The sequence below is a fragment of the Ruegeria sp. G12 genome, assembly GCF_056533565.1.
Genome location: NZ_JBQFOO010000001.1, coordinates 61,436 through 83,413 on the forward strand (window position 1 = coordinate 61,436; position 21,978 = coordinate 83,413).

Below are 21,978 nucleotides of genomic sequence, written 5' to 3' on the forward strand. Positions count from 1 at the left end.
GGTGCGAGCAGGCAAATGAGAACCGGATCAAACGGTCGTATAGCCATTTCTTGGAAACAAACGGAACTTGACGGGCTCGAGGCTGCGCCTCTGGCCTTTATGGCCGTTGGTGCTGCGTGGTCGTGGCGAGGGCAGGCGGTGGCGTTGGCTGCTGCTTGTAGCCAGAACCTTGAGCAGGCGGGGACAGCCGGCGGCGTTGTGGCCCGGACCAGCGGCGAAGTGCTGGGGGGCCGTGAACCCTCGGGACAGATTGTCGGGACCGTTACCCTGTCAAACGGGGCGCAGCGATTCAGCGCGGATCTGATTGCGGACGCGGACGGCGGCGATCCGGTTTTGGTTTTCGAAGGAACCTGCCCGCCGCGGCATCAGGATTTCTGGATTAGCGAGATCACCGAAATTGCGGCCGGGCAAAACCCCGCTATGGAAAGCCGGTCTACAGTCATCGCCTTTCCGGCTCAGTAACGACCACTTAGGCGGGATGTGAATAGGGGGCGCTGGCCGCGCCGCTTGTTTCTCATAAAAATATGCCGTTGTCCGGCGCGGCCTGTTGACTCTGCACAATCGGCGGATATAAGCGCGGCTTCATTGGTGTTGGTGGCCCCCGCAAGGGGATGCCTGTCATGGGGGAAACCTCAAGAGGACAACGCCCTTCATAGTAGGCGCTAACCTACTCCCTTAGCAGGGGAGCGCCTTCGACCACAACGAAGGAGATCAGCCGTGACCAAACGCACGTCTGCCAAGTACAAAATTGACCGCCGGATGGGCGAAAACATCTGGGGTCGTCCGAAATCCCCGATCAACCGTCGTGAATATGGCCCCGGCCAGCACGGCCAGCGCCGCAAGGGCAAATTGTCGGACTTTGGTCTGCAGTTGCGCGCCAAGCAGAAGCTGAAAGGCTACTATGGCGATCTGACCGAGAAGCAGTTCCGCCGCATCTATGCCGAAGCCGAGCGTGTCAAAGGCGACACCGGTGAAAACCTGATCGGTCTGCTGGAGCGCCGTCTGGACGCCGTCGTTTACCGCGCCAAGTTCGTGCCGACCGTCTTTGCAGCACGTCAATTCGTGAACCACGGCCACGTCAAAGTGAACGGCAAGCGGGTCAACATCCCCAGCTACCGCGTCAAAGAAGGCGACGTGATCGAAGTGCGTGACAAGTCCAAGCAACTGGCCGTTGTTCTGGAAGCTGTTGGCCTGGCCGAGCGTGATGTGCCGGATTACATCGACGCCGATCACTCCAAAATGACTGCCACTTTCGTGCGCGCACCGGGCTTGGGCGATGTGCCTTACCCGGTGATGATGGAGCCGAACCTGGTCGTCGAATTCTACGCGAAGAACTAATCTTCGCCGACGTTTCGAATTTGGAAAGGCCGCGCCATTCGGGTGCGGCCTTTTCCTTTTGCGGTGCGGGTCAGGCCGCGGGCGATGCCCGGGAAACCATTCCGAACCCGGCAACGTCCTGCTTCAAAACGGCATGACGGAATTGCCGCTTTTCTCAAGGCGTTGAGGCGGGTATGAGGGGCGCAATCAACGGAGCCTTTCATGACCAAGATCACCCCACAACCCGGCATTATGGATATCGCGCTGTATCAGGGCGGCCAGTCGAAGGTGGCGGGGGTGGAGCATGTGATCAAGCTCAGCTCGAACGAAAACCCGTTTGGTCCCAGCCCCAAGGCGATTGAGGCGGCGCGTGAAAGCGCGGCCACCCTGCATCGCTATCCCGGCACTGACCATGCCAGCCTGCGCGCGGCGATTGGGGCGCGGCACGGGCTTGATCCCGCACGGATCGTCTGCGGCGTCGGCAGTGACGAGGTGCTGCAATTCATTGCTCAGGCTTATGCCGGGCCGGGGGATGAGGTCATCTACACCGAGCACGGATTTTCCATGTACCCGATCATCGCGCGGATGGCCGGGGCTACGCCGGTCATGGTGGCCGAACGCGACCGCAAGGTCGATGTGGACGCCATCCTGAACGCGGTGACAGGCAAGACACGGATCGTGTTTGTCACCAACCCGGGCAACCCGACCTCGACAATGATCTCGGATGCGGAATTGGAGCGTTTGGCTCAAGGCTTGCCGGACACAACCCTGATGGTTCTAGACGGTGCTTACGCCGAATTCGTGGATGGGTTCGATGGCGGCGCGGCTCTGGTCGACCGGCATGAGAACGTCATCATGACCCGGACATTCTCGAAAGTGTACGGTCTGGGCGGCATGCGGGTTGGCTGGGGCTATGCCCAACAGCCGATCATCGACGTGCTGAACCGCGTGCGCCAGCCGTTCAACTTGTCGCTGACCGCTCTGGCAGCGGCTGAAGCAGCGGTGAACGATGTCGAGTTTCTGTCCTTTTGCCAGTCCGAGAACGCCCGCCTGCGGGCTTGGCTGGCCGAGGAACTGGCGAAAATCGGCGTACCCTCGGATGCGTCCTGCACCAATTTCATCCTCGCGCGGTTTGCCGATCAGGCCGAGGCCGAGGCCTGCGATGATTACCTGAAAACCCAGGGTTTGATTGTGCGCCGGGTTGCGGGCTACAACCTGCCGAATGCCCTGCGGATCACCGTGGGCGATGAAGAGGCCTGCCGCCGAGTGGTTGCGGCCATAACCACGTTCAAAGGGGGCGCTGCATGAGCCAGATTTACGACCGCGTGGCGCTGATCGGGCTGGGCCTGATCGCCTCGTCCATGTTCTGGGCCATCAAACGCGCCGGTCTGGCGGGCGAGGTCACCGGCTATGCCCGGTCTCAGGCCACACGCGACACCGCCCGCCGCATCGGGTTGTGCGACAGGGTCTGCGATACGGTTCAAGAGGCGGTCGACGGGGCCGATCTGGTTGTGCTGTGTGTTCCGGTCGGCGCGATGGGCGCGGTCGCCAGCCAGATTTCGGCGGCGCTGAAGCCCGGCGCGACGGTCACGGATGTGGGTTCGGTCAAGCGGCATGTTATTCAGGACGTCTCTCCACATATTCCCGAGGGTGTGCATTTCATCCCCGCGCACCCGCTGGCGGGGACCGAGCATTCGGGGCCGGAGTCCGGTTTTGCCGAACTGTTCGACAACCGCTGGTGCCTGCTGGTCCCGGTCGAAGGCTCGGACCCCGAGGCCGTTTCTCGCCTGCGCGCGCTGTGGGAAGGGATGGGGTCTTATGTCGATGAGATGGACGCGGATCACCACGATCTGGTTCTGGCCGTGACCTCTCATGCGCCGCACCTGATCGCTTATACGATGGTTGGCGTGGCCGATGATCTGCGCCGGGTGACGGATACCGAGGTGATCAAATATTCGGCCGCCGGTTTTCGTGATTTCACCCGGATCGCTGCATCTGACCCGACCATGTGGCGCGACGTGTTTCTGACCAACAAAGACGCGACGCTGGAAATCCTCGGGCGCTTTACTGAGGAACTTTTTGCCCTGCAGCGCGCCATTCGAACAGGTGACGGCGACCATCTTTTCGACTATTTCACCCGTACTCGCGCCATCCGGCGCGGCATCATCGACGCGGGGCAGGATACGGATGCCCCCGATTTCGGACGGGGGAAATCAAGCTGATGACAGGGCTTTGGGGGCGGTTTCTGATCGGTTTGGCGGTGTTTTACGCCGCAACGGGTCAGGCCGCGCCTCTGGAAGAGTCTTTGATCCCCGCTGCGCGTCCAGTTGATTATTCGGATTTGGCGCTGGCTTCGGCAGCGCTTCCCACGGCAGAACCGCCGGCGATCACCGCAAAGATCAGACCAGAAACGCGCCCGGATTCACCGCAAATCCAGGCCGTTGCCGCGCGCCCGGCAGATTTGCCGTTGCTCGGCCCTGATACCTCTTTGATGCCTTACATGCGGCCCAAATCGCTGGAGCAGCAGGTGCTGTTCAAGAAACGCAAACTGCGCAAGGGGTCGGTTTGCGGGGATATTGATATTCAGGGCAAGCCGGTCGGCAAAGTGCCGGGGCGGATCAAGGCGTGCGGGGTCAAGGATGCGGTGCAGATCACCTCGGTCTCAGGCGTTCAACTCAGCCGCCCTTCGACGATGGATTGCGGCACCGCCATTGCGCTAAACAAATGGGTCGACAAAACGGTCAAACCGACCTTCAAACGGCGTGGGCCAGTGGTACAGCTACAGGTGGCGGCGCACTACGCCTGCCGGACCCGCAACAACCGCAAGGGCGCGCGGGTGTCGGAACATGGCAAGGGCCGCGCCATCGATATCTCGGGCTTCGTGATGGCGGACGGAGAGGTTGTCACCGTCTATGACGGCTGGCGCAAGAACCCTTCGCAAAAGCAACTCAAGAAGATCTGGCGCGGGGCCTGCGGGCCGTTCGGCACGGTGCTGGGCCCCAATTCGGATCGGTATCACCGCGACCATTTCCATCTGGATACGGCGCGCTACCGCACCGGACCTTACTGCCGCTAACGCAGGATCAGGCGCGGGGCAGGGCCCAAGGGGATCGGACCCAAAGCCACGAATCCATCGCGGAAATTCAGCTGCACGTCCAATGCGTTCGGGTTGCCGCCAAGACCTGCCAGAAAGTTCAGCGCCGTTGTCACAGGGTCTACCGCCTGATCCGGCAAAGCGCCCGCCGCGTTGGCCATTGCGATCATGTCCCGCCAGTTTTCGGCCTTTACCGCGATCTCGCCGGTCGGGATGCCCTGTGCATCAACGTCCAGATGGCCCGTCGCAAACAGGCGCAACTCGCCCCATTTGACCTCGGCCAGTTTCAGGTCGATGGCGACCGGCTGCGGGCGACCCTGTTCCAGCGCGCTGCGGTCCCAGGGCTTGTCGAAGGTTGCGAGCATATCCAGTTCCAGCGCCTCGAACGCCTGCGGCAGGGTCGTGGCCGAGCGCATCAGCCTGCGCAAATCCTCGCCGGGCGCGAAGCCGTCCATTTCGGCGGTGATGGCATAGGCCTCGGGCTGGGCCGTCTGCTCCATCACCAGGCCAAAGGTTTCACCGGCTGCGACGGGGCCGGTTTCTTCGGTGACGGACCAAGGGCCAGCGGTTAGGGCCAATTTCTCCACAACCAGCGCGACACCGGGCTGCAGTTGCAACTCGGCGGTCAGGTCGTTCGCCGTAATCGTCGCGGTTTGGTCGAAGTACGACAGCCGCTGGGGCGTGTCGGCAAAGCGTAACACCTGCCGCCCGGGCCAGATGGCGGGGCTTTGGAACTCGATCCAGTCTGCGCTCCACGCGGTGCCGGTGACCGGGTCCGCAAGAGCCGGGTTGTTCAGGCGAGTCGTGTGATGCGTGGGATACCCGGCGGTGGCGACGTCTGAGAAATCGGCCTGCCAGCCCTGCGCCTGCTGCTGGTCGAACCATCCGGTGATGGCATTGCGCAGCCCGTATCCGGCGATGAACCAGTAAGCGCTCCATGCGACGGCTGCAAAAATGAACACGCGTATCAGTCGGCGCATGAGGAATGGCCCTTTTTCCTGCCCTGAAATTGATGTTTATAGGCCCAAACGGGCAAGGACCAGTGCAATGACGATGTGGGTTTTCGGATATGGATCGCTGCTGTGGAATCCGGGTTTCCCGGTGGCGCGCAGCGAACACGCGACACTGCACGGATACGCGCGGTCCTTCTGCATGAGTTCCATCCACCATCGCGGGACCGAGGAAAATCCGGGCCTCGTGCTGGCGCTGGACGAGCAGGCAGATGCCCATTGCACCGGCCTGGCGCTGGCGGTCGAGGCCGGGCATGAGGACCGGACCCTGCAGGAACTGCGCGAGCGCGAACTGATCTCGTCGGCCTATGTCGAGAAGATGCTGGATGTGGAGTTGACCAACGGTGAGGTGGTGAATGCGGTGACCTATGTCATCGACGCGGACCATGTGCAGTATTGCGGTGGTATACCGCTGGAAGAGCAGGCCCAGATCATCGCCCATGCGGTGGGCGGGCGCGGGCCGAACACCGAATATCTGTACAATACCGCCGAACATCTGGCCGAGATCGGGCTGCGCGATCCCGATCTTGAGTGGTTGTCGCAACGGGTGCGGACCCTTACCGCATAAACCCTTGGCGTCACCGGCGGAACTTCGCTAGATTCGGGCCAGAGCAGGCAAGTACCGGGAACCACGCGCATGGCGCAGGCACGACAGGGCGTAAGACCCCATTTCTCGCATCCCATTCGTCAGATTGTGATGATGTTGGTCGCAATTGGCCTTGCAGGGCTTGGGGTGTTCATGGCGCTTCCCTACGTGCTGCCGGTATTCTATGCCAACCCGTATCTGAACGGTTTCATCCTGCTGGTCTTCGTCATTGGCGTGTTCGCCTGTTTCTATCAGGTCGGGCAACTGATCGGCTCGGTCCGCTGGATCGAGGCCTTCGTCGGCGGAGTGGTGCGCGAAGACGCCCGCACGCCGCAGCTATTGGCGCCCTTGGCCTCGCTGCTGCGCGAACGGGGCGCGCGGTCGCAGATCAGCAGCACCTCGACGCGGTCCATTCTGGATTCTGTCGCGGAACGGGTCGAGGAAGAGCGTGAGATCACGCGCTACATCACCAATGTCCTGATTTATCTGGGCCTTTTGGGTACATTCTTCGGTCTGGCCACCACGGTCCCGGCCATTGTCGACACGATCCGCAGCCTGAACCCGCAGGAGGGCGAGGAAGGTCTGGCCGTCTTCAACCGCCTGATGACGGGGCTTGAGGCGCAGTTGCAGGGCATGGGCGTTGCGTTCGGCTCGTCTCTGCTCGGGCTTGCGGGCTCGCTGATCGTGGGCCTGTTGGAGCTGTTCGCCGGGCATGGCCAGAACCGCTTCTACCGCGAGCTTGAGGAATGGCTGTCCTCGATCACCCGCGTCGGCTTTGCCGGTGTTGAGGATGGCGCAGGGCCCGAACTTGAGGTTCTGACCCCGGTTCTTGACGCGATGTCGGAACAGATGAATGCGTTGCAGGACTTGTTTTCGGCGCAGGAACTGGACCGGGCCGAGGTCTCGGCCAAGCTGGGTCAGTTGGTTGATGTGATCGGCCAGATGAACACACGGCAGTCGGAGACCGAAGATGTTACCGCTGCGCTGGAGCGGGTGGCCTTGGGACAGGACGCTCTGCTGGATCACATGCGCGATCACGGCGCAGGCGAAGGGATTGATGCCGAAAGCCGCATGCGCCTGCGCTCGATGGACGTGCAACTGCTGCGCATCCTCGAAGAAATCTCGGCCGGTCGGCAGGAGAGCATGAACGAATTCCGCAAGGATATCGAATTGCTGGTCAAGGCGCTGACGCTGCCGCGTGGCGCCGTGCGCAGTACGCCGGACGGAGAATAACTCATGGCCCTGTCCCGCCGCACAGGTCAACGGTTCCAGGGCTCGGTCTGGCCCGGATTCGTGGATGCGATGACTGGGCTGCTGATGGTGCTGACCTTCGTGCTGACCATCTTCATGGTGATCCAGTTTGTGCTGCGCGAAACCATCTCGGGGCAGGAGGATGAACTGACCACCCTTGCCGATGAGATTACCGCCCTTGCCGGGGCGCTGGGGCTGGAAGAACGGGAAAACAGCCGGTTGCAGGCGCGGCTTGGCGCGCTGAACACCACCCTGTCGCAGGCCGAAGACGATCTGGCACAGGCGCAGGCGCTGATTTCTTCGTTGACGGTCGAACGGGACCGTCAGGCCGCCGCGTTGGATCAGGCCCAAACCCGCATCACCGATTTCGAAGCGCAAGTGGCCGCTTTGTTGGCCGATCAGGAACGGGCTTTGGGTGACATTGCCGCTTTGGAGACCCAGCGGGAACAGCTACTGACCGAGCAGGAAGCGCTGAACTTGGCCCTTGCGCAAAGTCGCGATGAAATTGATGCACAAGCCGAGGCTGCCCGTCTGGCCGCCGCCCGCCGCGAGGCGCTGGAAGCCTTGGTGGCCGATCTGGAACAAAGCGGTGAAGATCGCGCCGCGCAGATCGCCGATTTGGAACAACAGCTAACGGATGAAGAGGCCGCACGGCTGGCCGAAGCCGCCGCCGCCGAAAACCTGCGCAACCGCCTGCAGGACGCGGATGCGGAACTGACCGCGATGACGCTGGCCTTGGAAGCGCAGCGGCAAGAGGCTGAAGATACGTTAACCCTGCTGGCCGCTGCGCAGGCCGCGAAGGCCGAGTTGGAACGGCAGTTCGGGGAGTTGAACGCCGAAGAATTGAAGGCGCAACTGCAGGCCGCGCTAGAAGCTCAGTCGCAGGCTCAGGCCGAGGCGGACGCGCAAACGGCGCTGGCCGCGCAACGCGATGCACTGCTGGCTGTTGCGCGCGACACGTTGTCCGATGAGAAAGCGATTTCAGAGGAAGCGCAGCGTGAGGCCGCGCTTTTGAACCAACAGGTCGCGGCCCTGCGCGGTCAGTTGGGATCGTTGCAAGCGCTTCTGGATGATTTCGAAGAACGCAATGCCGCCGCCGAGGTGCAGATCCAGACCTTGGGTCAGGACCTGAATGCCGCGCTGGCCCGTGCCGCCTCGGAAGAGCGCCGCCGCCGCCTGCTGGAAGAGGCCGAGCGCAAGCGGCTGGAGGCCGAGGCCGAAGCGCTGGTCGGTCAAAATCAGGAACTGACGGCGCAGGCCGAGGATCTGCAGCGCTACCGGTCGGAATTCTTCGGCAGGCTCCGCGATGTTCTGGGCGATCAGGAGGGCGTGCGGATCGAAGGCGACCGGTTCGTGTTTTCGTCCGAGGTGCTGTTTGCCACCGGCTCGGCGATCCTGTCCCCCGAGGGCCGGCAGGAGGTCGCCAAGGTCGCCGATATCCTCCGCACCGTGGCGGCAGAAATTCCGCCCGGCCTGAACTGGGTTATCCGGGTCGACGGGCATACCGACAACGTGCCGCTGGCCGGATCGGGGCGCTACAGGGACAACTGGGAACTCAGCCAAGGCCGCGCCCTGTCGGTGGTACGCTACATGGTCGATGCGCTGGGCATTCCTCCAAACCGCCTTGCGGCGAACGGGTTCGGAGAATTCCAGCCGGTCAATCCCGCAGACACGCCCGAGGCGCGGGCGCAGAATCGACGGATTGAGTTGAAACTGACGGAAAGATAGGGTTGTGGCGGCGGATCAGCGCGTCGTTCGGTATCTCAGCCATCCGCAGGTGCGGATTGATCAGTCCGTTGACATACCGAACTGGTCGCTGAACGAAACCGGCAGGTCTCGTGTTGCATTTCTCTCGCAAAACCTGGGCGCGCTAGAAGGGACAACGCGGATCATCAGCAGCGCCGAGACAAAGGCCGTCGAAACAGCTGCTCCGCTGGCTGATGCATTGGGGGTAGAGTTCGAAATCCGCCTGGACATGCATGAAAATGACCGCAGCGCGACGGGCTTTCTGCCGCCGGATGAGTTGGAAACTGTGGCCGATCAGTTCTTTGCCAATCCCGATGACAGCATACGCGGCTGGGAAACGGCCTCCGACGCGCAGGCGCGCATCGTGCGGGCGGTGTCAGAGTGCCTGTCGCAGCCGGGGCAGGGGGACGTTTTGTTTGTGGGCCATGGCGGCGTTGGGACGTTGCTGTTCTGCGCTTTGGCCGGTGTGCCGATTGACAGGAAACATGATCAGGGTCCCGGAGGCGGCGGTAACTGGTTTCAGTTCAGAGCGCAGGACAGGAAGCCATTACACGGCTGGCGGCCAATGGAGGACTTGGCAGCACGCTAACCGTCAGCATCCTGAAAAAAAAAGCCCGCTGGTTACACAGCGGGCTTTCAATGTCAGTACCGGGGTAACCCTAGTCCGCGGTCAGAAGCGGAGGTTTGTCACCCGGAATACGCCGCTGGTCCGGGCCCAGAATCTCCAGATTCAACTCGCCTTTCTTGACCGAGACACGCACCACACCGCCCTTGGCCAGTTTGCCAAACAGCAACTCTTCGGCCAGCGGCTTTTTGATGTGTTCCTGAATGACGCGGCCCAGCGGACGGGCACCCATCTTGTCGTCATAGCCCTTGTCCGCCAGCCATTCGGCGGCTTTCGGGGTCAGATCGATGGTCACACCGCGATCCAGCAGTTGCGCCTCAAGCTGCAGGACGAATTTCTCGACCACTTGCAGGATGACCTCTTTCGGCAGCGGCGCGAACGAGATCACCGCGTCCAGACGGTTGCGGAATTCCGGCGTGAACATGCGTTCAATCGCGGCGGTATCCTCGCCCTCGCGACGGTCGCGACCGAAGCCGATGGCGGCCTTGGCCTGTTCCTGCGCGCCTGCGTTCGAGGTCATGATCAGCACAACGTTGCGGAAGTTCACCGTGCGACCGTTGTGATCGGTCAGCTCACCATGGTCCATCACCTGCAGCAGGATGTTGAACACGTCCGGGTGGGCTTTCTCGATCTCGTCCAGCAGCAGCACACAATGCGGGTGCTGGTCGACACCGTCGGTTAACAAACCGCCCTGATCGAACCCGACATAGCCCGGAGGCGCGCCGATCAGACGCGAAACCGCATGCTTCTCCATGTACTCTGACATATCGAAGCGCAGCAGTTCCACACCCAGGGTATCGGCCAGTTGCTTTGCCACTTCGGTCTTGCCCACACCGGTGGGGCCGGCGAACAAGTAGTTGCCGATGGGCTTTTCGGGCTCACGCAGACCAGCCCGCGCCAGCTTGATTGCGCTCGACAGCGCCTCGATCGCCAGATCCTGACCGAACACCACCCGTTTCAGCGAGGCTTCGAGGTCTTTCAGAACCTCGGCATCGTCCTTGGTGACGTTCTTGGGTGGAATGCGGGCGATCTTAGCGACCACGGCCTCAATCTCTTTCACGCCGATGGTCTTGCGGCGTTTACTTTCCGCGACCAGATGTTGAGCCGCACCAGCCTCATCAATCACGTCGATGGCCTTGTCAGGCAGCTTGCGGTCGTTGATGTAGCGGGCCGACAGTTCCACGGCGGTTTTGATCGCGTCTGCGGTATACTTGATCTCGTGATGCTCTTCGAAATAGGGCTTGAGGCCGCGCAGAATCTTCACGCTGTCCTCGACCGAAGGCTCGTTCACGTCGATCTTCTGGAACCGGCGGCTCAGCGCGCGGTCTTTTTCAAAGTGCTGGCGGAATTCCTTATATGTGGTCGAGCCCATCGTGCGCAGCTTGCCACCCTGCAGGGCAGGTTTCAGCAGGTTCGATGCGTCCATGGCCCCGCCGGATGTCGCGCCAGCACCGATCACAGTGTGAATCTCGTCAATGAACAGCACTGCGTCGGGGTGATCTTCCAACTCGGTCACGACGGCTTTCAGGCGTTCTTCGAAATCGCCGCGATAGCGGGTTCCGGCCAGAAGCGCGCCCATATCCAGTGAGTAAATCGTCGTATGGGCCAGTACATCCGGGGCCTCACCGGCCACGATCTTATGGGCCAGACCTTCGGCAATGGCGGTTTTGCCCACGCCCGGATCGCCCACCAGCAGCGGGTTGTTCTTGCGGCGGCGGCACAGGACCTGAATGCAACGCTCAACCTCATCGGCGCGGCCGATCAGCGGGTCAACGTCGCCCGCGCGGGATTTTGCGTTCAGGTCGATGCAGTACTTGCCGAGCGCGCTTTCCTTTTGCTCGCCTTCGCCCGTGCTGGCCTGAACCTCTTCTTCCACCTGATCGGCACCCGAGACCGAGCGATTTTCGCCATAAGCCGGGTCCTTGGCCACGCCATGGGCGATGAAATTCACTGCGTCATAGCGGGTCATGTCCTGTTCCTGCAGGAAATAAGCGGCATTGCTTTCGCGTTCGGCGAAGATGGCAACCAGCACGTTTGCCCCGGTCACTTCGGTCCGGCCCGAGCTTTGCACATGGATCGCGGCGCGTTGAATGACCCGCTGGAAGGCGGCTGTGGGCACCGCTTCGGAGCCGTCGATATCGGTGACCAGATTTGACAGGTCTTCGTCAATGAACTCGACAAGCGTGCTGCGCAATTCGTCCAGATCGACACTGCAGGCTTTCATGACCCGGATCGCGTCGGGTTCTTCCAGCAGCGCCAGCAGCAGATGTTCCAGCGTCGCGAATTCATGTCGCCGTTCATTCGCAGCCGCCAGGGCCGCGTGGATGGCTTGTTCCAGTGTGCTCGAGAATGAAGGCACGCGGGTGCTCCTCTGTCTTGGGTCAGAAGGGGGCGGGTTTTTGGCCGGAACCCCATCCCAACCATGTCCTCATACTATTAGAGTTTGGTTGATCGTGGCGCGGCTTCAAGGGTTTTCTTCCTCTTGACAGTCTAATTTCCTGTGACCGTGACCGTGAAGAGGGGCATTTGTGCATTAAAACCGGTCCTTTCGCGCTCGAATTTCCGCAAAAACTGACGCAGGGTCAGAATTTTCCATCCCCAGATGCGCCTGAATCGCCAAGTCTTTTGCGCGCAAAAACGGGTTCGTGGCCTTTTCCAACGCCAGAGAGGACGGAACCGTGGGCTCTCCGGCTGCACGGGCGCGCGCAATATCATCAATGCGTTTCTGCAGCGCGGCGTTGTCGGGGTCGACTGTGATGGCAAATTTGCCGTTGGATTGTGTGTATTCGTGACCAGAACACACGATTGTTTCGTCTGGCAGGGCAGCGAGCTTGCCGAGCGAGGCCCACATTTGCGGCGCGGTACCCTCGAACAAGCGGCCGCAACCCAAGGCCATCAGGCTATCAGCGGTGAAAACGGCAGCGCTTTTGGGCATGTAATATGCCACGTGACCGACCGTGTGGCCCGAAACATCCAGCACCCCGACCGGCTCGCCCCCGATTTCGAATGTATCGCCCTCACTCACCTGCTGATCCAGCGGCGGCAGGCGGTGGGCATCAGCGGCGGCACCGATCACCTTGGCCGATTGCTTTTCCAAAATCCCTGCAAGACCGTCCACGTGATCCCAATGGTGATGAGTCAAAAGCATGTGCGACAGCCTCCAGCCGCGCCTGTCCAGTTCGGCCAGAATCGGCCCCGCCTCGGGCGCGTCGATCAGTGCGGTGTCGCCGCTGGCGGCATCATGCGCCAGAAAGGCGTAATTATCGCTGAGACAGGGGATAGTGACGATCTCAAGAGGCATGGCCTTTTGCCCTTTCGTTGCTAGACTGCGCCCAGCTAAGCCGATTGACCGGGTGTCCGCAATGCATCTTGATGTGCAGGATCTGAGGAATTTTTACTACCGCAGCACATTGGGTCGTGCGGCGCAGGCGGCGATCCGCGGTCGGCTGGTCAAGCTGTGGCCCGAGGCCAAGGGCCAGACCGTTGCGGGCTTTGGCTTTGCTGTGCCGTTGCTGCGGCCCTATCTGGCAGATGCACGGCGGGTCATTGGGCTGATGCCGGGGCCACAGGGTGTGATGCCGTGGCCCGCAGGCATGCCCAACGTATCTGTGCTGACCGAGGAGACGCGCTGGCCCATTGAAACCGGCCATGTGGACAAGCTGGTGGTGATGCATGGGCTGGAAACCTCGGGGCGGCCCAGCCAGTTGCTGGACGAATGCTGGCGCGTGCTGGGGCCGGGGGGCAGGGCGCTGTTTGTGGTGCCAAACCGTGCGGGCCTGTGGTCGCGGACAGACCGGACGCCGTTTGGCTTCGGTCGCCCCTATTCCGCGTCTCAGTTGGAAAACCAGCTTAGGGCGCATCACTTCCTGCCCGAAACCCATTGTTCCGCCCTGTACCTGCCGCCATCCTTCCGCCGTTTCTGGCTGAAATCCAGTGGTCTGATCGAGAAAACGGGACAGAAGTTGCCAACGATCATGGCGGGCGGCGTGCTAATGGTCGAGGTCAGCAAACACATCCGCCCGCCCAGCGGCAGTGTTACAAAAGATACCCAGCGTCGCCCGATCAAGGCACTAGATGGGGTGCTGAAGCCCGCGTGAAGCTTTCGTAGATTTTCACCGCCTTTGACGGAAAAAATGCGGGAAAACGGTCGCAGGAATCGCAAAAACCTACACTTCGGTAACATTTTTCGCGCCCGCCAAGCGGATAAAAGGGTCGCACCCTTGCTAACCATCTGAAATCAAACATTTTGTGGATAACGTTTCCACCGTGATAATATATTGCTAGCTGGGTTCGGCTCTGCTACATCCCCGGTGATTTTGATCCCCGCCCTTTCAGGACGGGGTTTCCTCACGCCCCGGGTAGCGGCCGCTACACACTTTCGGGGCCTCAAATATCGGAAGGGTGGACGTGTCCGAACCAGCTTCGATTTCCACTGGCATTGCGGAACGCTATGCCACAGCGATCTTCGAGATCGCCAAAGAGAATAAAGACCTTGCAGGTCTGGAATCCGGCATCAACGATCTTGCGGCAGCCCTGGGTGACAGCGCCGAACTGCGCGACCTGATCGCCTCGCCTTTGGTTTCGCGCGCCGAACAGGAAGGCGCGATCACCGCAATTGCTGACTCGATGGGCCTGAACCCGATCCTGCGCAACACGCTGGGGCTGATGGCACAGAAGCGCCGTCTGTTTGTGGTTCCGCAACTGGTGCAGGTTCTGCGCGACATGCTGGCCGAAGAGCGTGGCGAAGTGACCGCCGATGTCGCCTCGGCCAAGGCGCTGACCAAGACTCAACTGGATAAACTGTCCAAAACGCTGTCCGAGCGTGTGGGCAAGACCGTGACAATCAATGCGACCGTTGATGAAAGCCTCATCGGCGGTCTTGTCGTTAAAGTGGGCTCGAAAATGATCGATAGCTCGATCCGTTCGAAGCTGAACTCCCTACAGAATGCAATGAAAGAGGTCGGATAAATGGGAATCCAAGCTGCAGAGATTTCTGCAATCCTGAAGGACCAGATCAAGAATTTTGGTCAGGAAGCCGAAGTGGCCGAAATCGGCCGCGTGCTGAGCGTCGGTGACGGGATTGCCCGTGTATACGGCCTGGACAACGTGCAAGCCGGTGAGATGGTCGAATTCCCCGGCGGCATCATGGGCATGGCGCTGAACCTGGAAAGCGACAACGTCGGTGTCGTTATCTTCGGCTCCGACCGTGACATCAAAGAAGGTGACACCGTCAAGCGCACCAACTCCATCGTGGACGTTCCGATCGGGGATGAGCTGCTGGGCCGCGTTGTTGACGGTCTGGGCAACCCGCTGGACGGCAAAGGCCCGATCAATGCGTCCAAGCGTGGCGTTGCAGATGTCAAAGCGCCGGGTATCATCCCGCGTAAATCGGTGCACGAGCCGATGGCAACCGGCCTGAAATCGGTTGACGCGATGATCCCGATTGGCCGTGGCCAGCGGGAACTGATCATTGGTGACCGTCAGACCGGCAAGACCGCCGTTGCTCTGGACACTATCCTGAACCAGAAAGTCTATAACGACGCAGCAGGCGACGACGAGTCGAAGAAACTGTACTGCGTTTACGTCGCGATTGGTCAGAAACGTTCGACCGTTGCGCAGCTGGTGAAAAAGCTGGAAGAGTCCGGCGCGATTGATTACTCGATCGTTGTGGCCGCAACCGCGTCCGACCCGGCGCCGATGCAGTTCCTGGCACCATATGCCGCAACCGCCATGGCCGAATACTTCCGCGACAATGGCCGCCACGCGCTGATCATCTATGATGACCTGTCGAAACAGGCCGTGTCCTATCGTCAGATGTCGCTGCTGCTGCGCCGTCCGCCCGGACGTGAAGCCTATCCGGGCGACGTTTTCTACCTCCACTCGCGCCTGCTGGAACGTTCGGCGAAGCTGAACGAAGATTTCGGTGCAGGCTCGCTGACCGCTCTGCCGGTTATCGAAACCCAAGGTGGTGATGTTTCGGCCTTTATTCCGACCAACGTGATCTCGATCACCGACGGTCAGATCTTCCTTGAAACCGAACTGTTCTATCAGGGCATCCGTCCTGCTGTGAACACCGGTCTGTCGGTTTCGCGTGTGGGCTCTTCGGCTCAGACCGATGCGATGAAATCGGTTGCTGGTCCGGTGAAACTGGAGCTGGCTCAGTACCGCGAAATGGCGGCCTTTGCGCAGTTCGGTTCCGACCTCGACGCCGCGACCCAGCAGTTGCTGAACCGTGGTGCGCGCCTGACCGAACTGATGAAACAGCCGCAGTATTCGCCGCTGACCAACGCGGAAATCGTCTGCGTCATCTTTGCGGGCACCAACGGTTACCTCGACAAGATCGACGTATCTGACGTTGGCCGCTATGAGGCCGGCCTGCTGGCGCATCTGCGCGGCAAACATGCCGACCTGCTTCAGTGGATCACCGACGAAGACCCGAAGGTCAAAGGTGACGCGTCCGACAAGATCAAGGCAGCGATCGACGAATACGCCGCGACCTTCGCTTGATAGGGGGTTCCGATGCCTAGTCTGAAGGACCTTAAAAACAGGATCGAGTCGGTCAAATCGACCCGCAAGATCACCAAGGCCATGCAGATGGTCGCGGCTGCAAAACTGCGCCGTGCCCAGGAATCTGCCGAAGCCTCGCGCCCCTATGCCGAGCGGTTCAATGCCGTGATGGCGGGGCTGGCGGCATCGGTCGGGGGCAGCGACAGCGCCCCCAAACTGCTCCGGGGTACGGGCAGTGATGATGTCCATCTGCTGGTTGTCATGACAGCTGAGCGCGGCCTGTGCGGCGGCTTCAACGCGAACATCGCCAAGCTTGCCCGCGCCAAAGCGGAAGAGCTGCGCGGCAAAGGCAAGACGGTCAAGGTTCTGACCGTTGGTAAAAAGGGTCGCGACGCCCTGAAGCGCGACTTTGCCGATCTGTTCGTTGGGCATATTGACCTGAGCGAGGTCAAGCGTCTGGGCTATTCCAACGCGCAAGACATCGCCAAGGACGTCCTGTCGCGCTTTGACGGGGGTGAGTTCGACGTTGCTACGATCTTCTATTCGAAGTTCGTCAACGTCGTGACCCAGATCCCGACGGCACAGCAGGTTATCCCCGCCTCGTTCGAGGAAACCGAGGGTGACGACAGCGGTGCCATTTTCGACTACGAGCCCAGCGAAGAGGCCATTCTGGCCGACCTGCTGCCCAAGGGGGTTGCGACTGCGATCTTCTCGGCTCTGCTCGAAAACGGAGCGTCTGAACAGGGTGCACGGATGTCTGCAATGGACAACGCGACACGCAACGCGGGTGAAATGATCGACAAGCTGACGATCCAGTTCAACCGCTCGCGTCAGGCCGTGATCACCAACGAGCTGATTGAAATTATTTCCGGCGCCGAAGCGCTGTAGAGACATACCGGAGACGAAACATGGCGAATGCAAAAGGCAAAGTCACACAGATCATCGGGGCCGTCGTCGACGTGCACTTCGAAGATCAGCTGCCTGAAATTCTGAACGCGCTGGAAACCACCAACAACGGCAAGCGCCTGGTGTTGGAAGTTGCTCAGCACCTGGGTGAAAACACCGTCCGTACCATCGCGATGGACGCGACCGAAGGTCTGGTCCGCGGCGAAGCCGTGACCGACACCGGCGCACCGATCTCGGTTCCGGTTGGCAACGCCACCTTGGGCCGCATCCTGAACGTTGTGGGTGAGCCGATCGACGAAAAGGGCCCGGTTGAAGCAACCGAGACCCGCGCCATCCACCAGCCCGCGCCCGAGTTCGACGAACAGTCGACCGAGTCGGAAATTCTGGTGACCGGCATCAAGGTTGTTGACCTGCTGGCCCCCTACGCCAAAGGCGGTAAGATTGGCCTGTTCGGCGGTGCCGGCGTTGGCAAAACCGTTCTCATCATGGAACTGATCAACAACATCGCAAAAGTGCACTCGGGCTTCTCGGTGTTCGCGGGTGTTGGTGAACGGACCCGTGAAGGCAACGACCTGTACTGGGAAATGATCGAATCGAACGTGATCAAGCCCGACAACCTGTCGGACTCGCAGGTTGCACTGGTTTACGGTCAGATGAACGAACCTCCGGGAGCGCGTGCGCGTGTTGCTCTGACAGGTCTGACCCTGGCCGAGCAGTTCCGCGACCAGTCCGGTACCGACGTTCTGTTCTTCGTCGACAACATCTTCCGCTTCACGCAGGCGGGTTCCGAGGTTTCGGCTCTGCTGGGTCGTATTCCTTCTGCTGTGGGCTACCAGCCGACGCTGGCCACCGACATGGGCGCGCTGCAGGAACGCATCACCTCGACCAAAGCCGGTTCGATCACCTCGGTGCAGGCGATTTATGTTCCTGCGGACGACCTGACCGACCCTGCGCCTGCGACCTCGTTTGCGCACCTCGATGCGACCACCGTTCTGAACCGTGCGATCTCGGAAAAGGGTATCTACCCCGCCGTGGACCCGCTCGACTCGACCTCGCGTCTGCTTGACCCGGCGATTGTTGGCGAAGAGCACTACAAGGTTGCGACCGATGTTCAGCAGATCCTCCAGCGCTACAAGTCGCTGCAGGACATCATCGCCATCCTCGGCATGGACGAACTGTCGGAAGAAGACAAACTGACCGTGGCCCGTGCCCGTAAGATCGAACGCTTCCTGTCGCAGCCGTTCGACGTGGCCGAGGTCTTCACCGGTAGCCCTGGCGTTCAGGTTCCTCTGGATGTCACCATCTCGTCGTTCAAGGCCGTTGTGGCTGGCGAATACGACCACCTGCCCGAGGCGGCCTTCCTGATGGTTGGCGGCATCGAAGAAGTGATCGCCAAAGCCGAGAAGATGGCCGCAGAAGCCGCCTAAGGAGTATCCCTGATGGCAAACACGATGCAATTCGACCTCGTCAGCCCCGAGCGGAGCCTTGCTTCGCTTGAGGCCACCGCGGTCCAGATTCCCGGCGCGGACGGGGACATGACGGCAATGCCCGACCATGCCCCCACCATCACCACGCTGCGCCCCGGTCTGCTGAAGGTTGAGGCACCCGAAGGGTCCAGCGAATACCTGGTCACCGGCGGGTTTGCGCAGATCAACGGCGACAGCCTGTCGGTTCTGGCCGAAAAGGCCATTCCGGTTGGTGAAGTGACCCGGTCGCATCTGGATGACATGATCGCCGAAGCCCGCGCCTCGCACGAGGCCGCAAAGGCCGGTGACGATCAGACGATTGTCGACGACGCCGCCAAGCTGCTGGCCGATATGGAAGCCCTTGGAACGCATATGAGCCTGTAAGGTTCTGAAAGCGTTGAAAATATGAGCGGCCTCGCGATTGCGGGGCCGTTTTTTTGTCGTGCTTTTGCCGGGGGTTCGCGGTAAGTTTCGGGAATTCAATAATAATGATCGCGAAATGAAGAAGTTTCAGACCCATCCCATCGGTATTGATCAGGGCGAAGAAGTGTTGTTTTCCGAGTTTGCCGATGGTGGCGAGATGTGGACCGGAGACGGCCCCCGAGAACGCCGCACCGCGATCCGCTTCTCCGAGCCGTTCCGCTCGGCCCCCGTGGTCCAGATCGGCGTGTCGCTATGGGATGTGGACACATCCTCGGCCCTGCGCGCCGAAGTTCAGGCCGAAGATATCACCCCCAAAGGCTTCAACGCCGTGTTCCGAACCTGGTCCGACACCCGCATCGCCCGCATCCGCGTCACCTGGATGGCAATCGGAGAGGTGGCGCATGCGGATGACTGGGATATTTCGTAGAGCGCACCTGTTCCCGACCTTTGCCCCCTTGCTTCAATGACGAGCTTATTGAAGAGCAGGCAGGAAAGGTTCCAGTTCGCTGAGGCCGACGCCTGAAATACGTAAGGCGGAAAAGGCAATCAAGGCACCAAACAGGAAGTAAAGCGGCACGCGACCAAGCGCATATCCGCGGAGAAATATTCCGACGAAACCTATGAGCGTTGTGACAAAAATCAGAAGAAGCAATATCAGAGAGGCATTGCGAAAAAAGTGACGCGCGACTTCCGTATCGATGGGTGCGACCATCGCCGAAAGGAACAGGGCAACGCAGGCTCCAACTCCAAATGTGAAACCAAGCGATGAGGCGACGAACCGCGCTTTTCCCGATGCCTTTCGACGTGCTTGTTCAGCGGAAGTTGCGCCAGGAGCCCCAAAGCTTTTGCGCCGTCGGCGTGACGCGAACAATCCGCGCACAACTACAATAATCCCGATGCAAAAAACCGCCAGCCCGGCAAGGCTGTATCCGACAGCCGTTTCTATCCCGCTTCCGTCTCGGATGGCTTCGTAGTTTTCATTTGTATTCTTCAGAACCTTTCCGCCAACGCTCAGAAAGAGGGCTCCGATAATCAGCTTTGGCAAACCCGATTTGGAAGTTCGGGTCGGACCCGCATTGGGGCCGCTTGAGTGGGCAGGCTGCAGTTGCGGAGATTTGGCATTAAGACGCCGAATGCGATCTTCAAAACTTGCGTTGGACATAGGGTGAAAATTCCTGATTTCGAATTTGCTTTCCGCTGTCACAGTGAACCGGGATTGTGGTGACAATTGGTCGGATCACGACGCCGTCGGCAACAATCCGTGATCCGGACCGACAGCCGACTATCCGCGCTGAGATCACAGGTATGAAACGGACTAAAGGCCATTTAGGCGCGCGCAGAAAACCACCTAAGGAACGGGCGTTATCCGTGTCTGCAGGCGCAAAGACGCGCCACGACTGGCGTCATTTCGGGGGGGCTAGCCGTCCAACCCCTCAATCATACCCACCCGCGTGGCGTGGCGACCGCCTTCAAACTCGGAGCTCAGAAATGCGTCGACGATGTCCAGTGCCTGTCCTTCGCCGACGACCCGTGCGCCGATGGACAGCATGTTGGCGTCGTTATGTGCGCGGATCATGCGGGCCGAGAAAGCGTCCGAACAGACGCCGCAGCGGATGCCAGGCACTTTGTTTGCGGCCATCATGATGCCTTGCCCGGTGCCGCACAGCACGATGCCCAGCTGACAATCGCCCGAGGCGACGGCCTGCGCTGCGGCCTTGCCGTGCTTGGGGTAATGCGTACTTTCGGGGGTTGTAGGGCCGATATCCACGACCTCCCAGCCTTTGGCGGCGACGTGGTCGGCGACCGCCTGCCGCAACGCGATGGCGGCGTGGTCACTGGAAAGAACGATGCGGTTTGCGGCAGTCATAGCGGCGTCATCCTGTCGTTGAATGTGTCCGGGGCAATAGGCGCACCGTCCAGACCTCAGTCCATATGATAGAGGGACTCGTAAATCGGTTTCAGGGTTTCGTCCTCGAACAGGGACGACACACTGGTTCCGTTCCAGATGTTCAGGATCGCCTGCGTAAACATCGGTGCGGTGGGTACGATGCGGATATTGGCGGCGCTTGCGACCTCGGGGGTGGGCTGGATCGTATCTGACAAAACCAGAGATTTCATGACAGAACCGGTGACGCGTTCAACTGCAGGGCCGCTCATGACGCCGTGCGTGATATAGGAATGCACCTCTTTTGCGCCGTTATCCATCAGGACTTGTGCTGCTTTGCAGAGCGTTCCGGCGGTGTCGCAGATGTCGTCGATGATCAGGCAGATTTTGTCTTTTACGTCGCCAATAACCGTCATCTCGGCCACTTCACCGGCTTTCTCACGGCGCTTGTCCACGATCGAGAGCGGGGCGTTGATACGCTTGGCCAGTTCGCGCGCGCGGGCCACACCGCCCACATCCGGCGAGACGACCATGATCTCATCCATCCGGCCTTTGAACTGGTTCTGCACGTCCAGCGCAAAGATCGGCGACGCATAGAGGTTGTCGACCGGCATATCGAAGAAGCCCTGAATCTGCGCCGCGTGCAGGTCCATGGTCAGGATACGCTCGATCCCCGCTCCGGTCAGCATGTTGGCGACCAGCTTGGCCGAAATCGGCGTGCGGGCCTTGGTGCGACGGTCCTGACGGGCATAGCCGAAATAGGGAATGACAGCGGTGATCCGCTGGGCCGACGACCGGCGCAGCGCGTCGGCGATGATCAGCAGCTCCATCAGGTTGTCATTGGCCGGGTTCGAGGTCGGCTGGATGATGAACATATCCTCGCCGCGGACATTCTCGAAAACCTCGACGAAAATCTCGCCATCATTGAAGCGTTCGACGCGGGCATCGACCAGACCCTGGTTGACGCCGCGATGCAGGCTCATGCGGCGGGCGATGGTTTCGGCAAGCGGAAGATTGGCGTTCCCAGCGATCAGCTTGGGTTCGTGAAGTGTCGGCATCGGCTGAAGGTCCCCGGGCAGCAATGGCAATGTGACAGATTCGTGATGTTGACACCGCTTAGCATGGCCTTACCGTTCCGCAAAGATAACGCAGCGGAGAAAGT

General features: G+C 60.6%; 22 protein-coding genes. 16 read left to right on the plus strand and 6 right to left on the minus strand.

What is annotated here, in order from left to right; genetic code table 11:
* Positions 1–15 precede the first annotated feature (15 nt).
* The 5 genes from ACR0JN_RS00260 (at position 16) to ACR0JN_RS00280 (ending at position 4,393) form a co-directional block, all read left to right on the plus strand.
* Positions 16–462, plus strand: a complete 447-nt coding sequence (locus ACR0JN_RS00260; protein WP_480883336.1) for a hypothetical protein — start codon at positions 16–18, stop codon at positions 460–462.
* A gap of 255 nt (positions 463–717) precedes the next feature.
* The gene (rpsD, locus tag ACR0JN_RS00265) at positions 718–1,338 is read left to right on the plus strand and encodes a 30S ribosomal protein S4 (RefSeq protein WP_480816786.1); all 621 of its coding nucleotides are present in this window, start codon (positions 718–720) and stop codon (positions 1,336–1,338) included.
* Between the two features lie 201 nt (positions 1,339–1,539).
* A complete protein-coding gene (gene hisC, locus ACR0JN_RS00270; RefSeq protein ID WP_480883338.1) occupies positions 1,540–2,625 on the plus strand; it encodes a histidinol-phosphate transaminase in 1,086 nt (361 codons plus the stop codon).
* Positions 2,622–3,539 (plus strand): prephenate/arogenate dehydrogenase family protein, encoded by a 918-nt coding sequence (locus tag ACR0JN_RS00275; RefSeq protein ID WP_480883340.1) that lies wholly within the window; start codon positions 2,622–2,624, stop codon positions 3,537–3,539. The genes hisC and ACR0JN_RS00275 overlap by 4 nt, the downstream gene beginning before the upstream one ends.
* The gene (locus ACR0JN_RS00280; RefSeq protein ID WP_480883342.1) at positions 3,539–4,393 is read left to right on the plus strand and encodes an extensin-like domain-containing protein; all 855 of its coding nucleotides are present in this window, start codon (positions 3,539–3,541) and stop codon (positions 4,391–4,393) included. The genes ACR0JN_RS00275 and ACR0JN_RS00280 overlap by 1 nt, the downstream gene beginning before the upstream one ends.
* Here the strand turns inward: ACR0JN_RS00280 and ACR0JN_RS00285 are convergent.
* Complete coding sequence (locus ACR0JN_RS00285) at positions 4,390–5,391, minus strand: DUF2125 domain-containing protein (protein WP_480883344.1); 1,002 nt, start codon at positions 5,389–5,391, stop codon at positions 4,390–4,392. The two genes, ACR0JN_RS00280 and ACR0JN_RS00285, sit on opposite strands and share 4 nt — an antisense overlap.
* Before the next feature lie 67 nt (positions 5,392–5,458).
* On the opposite strand from ACR0JN_RS00285, the gene ACR0JN_RS00290 reads away from it, so the two are divergent.
* The 4 genes from ACR0JN_RS00290 (at position 5,459) to ACR0JN_RS00305 (ending at position 9,593) form a co-directional block, all read left to right on the plus strand.
* Positions 5,459–5,989: a gamma-glutamylcyclotransferase gene (locus ACR0JN_RS00290; RefSeq protein WP_480883346.1), complete on the plus strand. Its 531-nt coding sequence runs from the start codon at positions 5,459–5,461 to the stop codon at positions 5,987–5,989.
* A gap of 69 nt (positions 5,990–6,058) precedes the next feature.
* Positions 6,059–7,240: a biopolymer transporter ExbB gene (locus tag ACR0JN_RS00295; RefSeq protein WP_480883348.1), complete on the plus strand. Its 1,182-nt coding sequence runs from the start codon at positions 6,059–6,061 to the stop codon at positions 7,238–7,240.
* Between the two features lie 3 nt (positions 7,241–7,243).
* Positions 7,244–8,986 (plus strand): peptidoglycan -binding protein, encoded by a 1,743-nt coding sequence (locus ACR0JN_RS00300; protein WP_480883349.1) that lies wholly within the window; start codon positions 7,244–7,246, stop codon positions 8,984–8,986.
* Positions 8,987–8,990: 4 nt separating this feature from the next.
* Positions 8,991–9,593: a histidine phosphatase family protein gene (locus ACR0JN_RS00305; RefSeq protein WP_480883351.1), complete on the plus strand. Its 603-nt coding sequence runs from the start codon at positions 8,991–8,993 to the stop codon at positions 9,591–9,593.
* A gap of 70 nt (positions 9,594–9,663) precedes the next feature.
* Here the strand turns inward: ACR0JN_RS00305 and clpA are convergent, their stop codons facing one another.
* Positions 9,664–11,988, minus strand: a complete 2,325-nt coding sequence (clpA, locus tag ACR0JN_RS00310) for an ATP-dependent Clp protease ATP-binding subunit ClpA (RefSeq protein WP_480816776.1) — start codon at positions 11,986–11,988, stop codon at positions 9,664–9,666.
* Between the two features lie 174 nt (positions 11,989–12,162).
* The gene (gene gloB, locus ACR0JN_RS00315) at positions 12,163–12,930 is read right to left on the minus strand and encodes a hydroxyacylglutathione hydrolase (protein ID WP_480883353.1); all 768 of its coding nucleotides are present in this window, start codon (positions 12,928–12,930) and stop codon (positions 12,163–12,165) included.
* Positions 12,931–12,991: 61 nt separating this feature from the next.
* Here gloB and ACR0JN_RS00320 point away from each other — a divergent pair, with 61 nt between their 5' ends.
* From ACR0JN_RS00320 to ACR0JN_RS00350, 7 genes are all read left to right on the plus strand, one after another.
* Positions 12,992–13,726 (plus strand): class I SAM-dependent methyltransferase, encoded by a 735-nt coding sequence (locus tag ACR0JN_RS00320; RefSeq protein WP_480816774.1) that lies wholly within the window; start codon positions 12,992–12,994, stop codon positions 13,724–13,726.
* A 310-nt stretch (positions 13,727–14,036) separates the two neighbouring features.
* The gene (locus ACR0JN_RS00325) at positions 14,037–14,597 is read left to right on the plus strand and encodes a F0F1 ATP synthase subunit delta (RefSeq protein ID WP_480883355.1); all 561 of its coding nucleotides are present in this window, start codon (positions 14,037–14,039) and stop codon (positions 14,595–14,597) included.
* The gene (gene atpA, locus ACR0JN_RS00330) at positions 14,598–16,136 is read left to right on the plus strand and encodes a F0F1 ATP synthase subunit alpha (protein WP_480816772.1); all 1,539 of its coding nucleotides are present in this window, start codon (positions 14,598–14,600) and stop codon (positions 16,134–16,136) included.
* A gap of 12 nt (positions 16,137–16,148) precedes the next feature.
* Positions 16,149–17,024 carry a F0F1 ATP synthase subunit gamma gene (locus ACR0JN_RS00335; RefSeq protein WP_480883357.1) on the plus strand — a complete coding sequence of 292 codons (876 nt, stop codon included), beginning with the start codon at positions 16,149–16,151 and terminating at the stop codon, positions 17,022–17,024.
* Positions 17,025–17,044: 20 nt separating this feature from the next.
* The gene (atpD, locus tag ACR0JN_RS00340) at positions 17,045–18,469 is read left to right on the plus strand and encodes a F0F1 ATP synthase subunit beta (protein ID WP_480883359.1); all 1,425 of its coding nucleotides are present in this window, start codon (positions 17,045–17,047) and stop codon (positions 18,467–18,469) included.
* Between the two features lie 12 nt (positions 18,470–18,481).
* Complete coding sequence (locus ACR0JN_RS00345; RefSeq protein ID WP_480883361.1) at positions 18,482–18,892, plus strand: F0F1 ATP synthase subunit epsilon; 411 nt, start codon at positions 18,482–18,484, stop codon at positions 18,890–18,892.
* A 115-nt stretch (positions 18,893–19,007) separates the two neighbouring features.
* Complete coding sequence (locus tag ACR0JN_RS00350; RefSeq protein WP_480883362.1) at positions 19,008–19,358, plus strand: H-type lectin domain-containing protein; 351 nt, start codon at positions 19,008–19,010, stop codon at positions 19,356–19,358.
* A gap of 45 nt (positions 19,359–19,403) precedes the next feature.
* Here ACR0JN_RS00350 and ACR0JN_RS00355 read toward each other — a convergent pair whose 3' ends face one another.
* From ACR0JN_RS00355 to ACR0JN_RS00365, 3 genes are all read right to left on the minus strand, one after another.
* Positions 19,404–20,093 carry a hypothetical protein gene (locus ACR0JN_RS00355; RefSeq protein ID WP_480883364.1) on the minus strand — a complete coding sequence of 230 codons (690 nt, stop codon included), beginning with the start codon at positions 20,091–20,093 and terminating at the stop codon, positions 19,404–19,406.
* A 255-nt stretch (positions 20,094–20,348) separates the two neighbouring features.
* Positions 20,349–20,798, minus strand: coding sequence for a ribose 5-phosphate isomerase B (rpiB, locus tag ACR0JN_RS00360; RefSeq protein ID WP_480883366.1), 450 nt, complete (start codon positions 20,796–20,798; stop codon positions 20,349–20,351).
* A 56-nt stretch (positions 20,799–20,854) separates the two neighbouring features.
* Positions 20,855–21,874 (minus strand): ribose-phosphate pyrophosphokinase, encoded by a 1,020-nt coding sequence (locus ACR0JN_RS00365; protein WP_480816765.1) that lies wholly within the window; start codon positions 21,872–21,874, stop codon positions 20,855–20,857.
* Positions 21,875–21,978: the final 104 nt, after the last annotated feature.